We start from the raw sequence: 2,026 nt of genomic DNA, 5'->3' as shown, positions 1-2,026 counted from the left end.
CGCCGATACGATCCGGCGCCTGATTCTCGATGGAACTTTTCCGCCGGGAACCCGGCTGCCCGGCGAGCGGGAGCTGTCCGAGCGCTTCGAGGTGAGCCGCGTGACCATCCGCGAAGCCGAGATCGCGTTGCAGGCGACAGGATGGATCCACATCCGCACCGGAGCGGGCGCCTATGTCGAGGCAATCCTGCCCGGCGACAATGCGATCCTGCCCAAGGTCAGCGCGTTCGAACTGACCGAGGCGCGTTCACTGTTCGAGGCCGAAGCTGCGGCGCTCGCCGCGCCGACGATTTCGGCCGAAACTCTGGCCAGGCTCGACGAATTGCTCGAGGCGATGGCGGACGACAGCAAGAGCGAGGAAGAGATCAGCGCGATCGATCGCGAGTTCCACATGACGATCGCTGCGGCGTCGAGCAACAAGGCGATCATCCATGTGATCGAGAGCCTGTGGCGGATGCGGATGGAGCTACCCGAGGTGCGGAGCAGCCATTCGCTCGTGTGCCGCAAGGATGGCCGCGCGCGCCAGGCCGAGCATGCCGACGTCGTCGCGGCACTGCGCAATCGCGATGCGACCGGCGCGCGGCTCGCGATGCGGCGCCATTTCAACCGGCTGATCGAGTCGATGCTGGACGAGACCGAGGAACGCGCGATCATCGAACTGCGCCGCCAGTCCGCCGAAAGTCGCGAACGCTATCTGCTGAGCGCGAAGCTCGCCTGATGTCCTCCCGGCCGCTCTCCCCGGTCGCGCCGGATCCGGTCGCGGCGTTACTGGAAGCGCGCCTTTCGGGCCGGGCGCTGACGGCTTTCCCGGCCGCCATCCCCGCGACACTTGCCGAGGCCTATGCGGTGCAACAACGCCTGACCGCCGCGCTCGGCGCGCCGGTTCTCGGCTGGAAGGTCGGGCGTATCCCGCCTGCGCTCATCGAAACCCTCGGTGCCGAGCGCGTGGCGGGGCCGGTGTTGCGGGTGGCAGAACTGGACGGTAGCACGCCCGGCGAAGCGTCGGTCTTCGCCGATGGTGCGGGCGCGATCGAGGCGGAAGTGATGCTGCGCCTTCGCGCGGTGCCCGACCGGCGCGTGACGGGCCGCGACGATGGCGCGCAATGGATCGACGAAATCCGCGCGGGCTTCGAAGTCGCGAGTTCGCCCGCGCCCGATGTTCACGACCATGCCCCCTATGGTATCGTCGCCGACATCGGCATCAATAATGGCTTGCTGCTCGGCCCGGAACTGCGAATTGACGATTTCGCGGCGCTGACGGTCGAAACAGAAATCGGCGGGGCGCCGGTTGGTACCGGACGCGCGATCGACATACTCGACGGTCCATGGGGGTCGCTCGATTTTCTGGTTGATCTCCATCGACGCGGCGTGATCGAGCTGCAGCCCGGGCAATGGATATCGGCCGGTGCGATCACCGGCGTTCATCCGATCGAGGTCGGCCAGACGGCGACCGCGCGTTTCGGTTCCGCGGCGGATATCGCCTGCATCGCCGTCGCGGAAACCGGATTCCGGGCATGACCGGTGGCCCCCGGATTATCGCCTGTTTCGGCGAAGTCGTCATGCGCGTCTCGGTGCCGCACGGCGAGCAGCCGCTGCAATCGGCGCGTTTCGACGCGCATGTCGGCGGCGCAGAGGCGAATGTCGCGGTAGCGCTCGCCGCGCTCGGCCGCCACACGGCGATGATCAGCGCGGTCCCGGAAGGGCCGATCGGCGACGGCGTCCTCGGCGAGCTCCGCCGCTTTGGTGTCGATGTCGCAACGGTGCTGCGTCCGGCGGGCCGGATGGGGCTCTATTATTATCTTCCGGGCGGCCCGATGCGGCCGGCAGAGGTCGTCTATGACCGCGCCGGTTCGGCTTTTGCCGAGGCGGCGCCGCGCGACTGGGATTGGGATCATTTGCTGGACGGCGCGGGCTGGCTGCATCTGTCGGGCGTTACGCCGGCGCTTGGTCCGAAAAGCGCCGAAGCCGCGCTCGAAGCCGCCACGCGGGCGAGGTCGGCCGGCATCGGCGTGTCGTTCGACGGCAA

The 2,026-nt window shown here is 68.0% G+C and carries 3 protein-coding genes; all 3 read left to right on the top strand.

Features of this window, described 5'->3' with window-relative positions; all coding sequences use genetic code 11:
- Nucleotides 1–718, top strand: a 718-nt coding sequence (locus tag VGD20_RS10150) for a FadR/GntR family transcriptional regulator (RefSeq protein ID WP_331134327.1), incomplete at its 5' end; no start/stop codon positions are given.
- The gene (locus VGD20_RS10145; RefSeq protein ID WP_331134326.1) at nucleotides 718–1,518 is read left to right on the top strand and encodes a 2-keto-4-pentenoate hydratase; all 801 of its coding nucleotides are present in this window, start codon (nucleotides 718–720) and stop codon (nucleotides 1,516–1,518) included. The genes VGD20_RS10150 and VGD20_RS10145, both read left to right, overlap by 1 nt.
- The coding region (locus tag VGD20_RS10140; RefSeq protein WP_331134325.1) for a PfkB family carbohydrate kinase at nucleotides 1,515–2,026 on the top strand (512 nt) is incomplete at its 3' end. The genes VGD20_RS10145 and VGD20_RS10140, both read left to right, overlap by 4 nt.

Source organism: Sphingopyxis sp., assembly GCF_036402335.1.
In the GTDB taxonomy this organism is placed as follows: Bacteria; Pseudomonadota; Alphaproteobacteria; order Sphingomonadales; family Sphingomonadaceae; genus Sphingopyxis.
The sequence above is the reverse complement of the archived record's forward strand: the minus strand, read 5'-3'. Positions and strand labels throughout refer to the sequence as shown.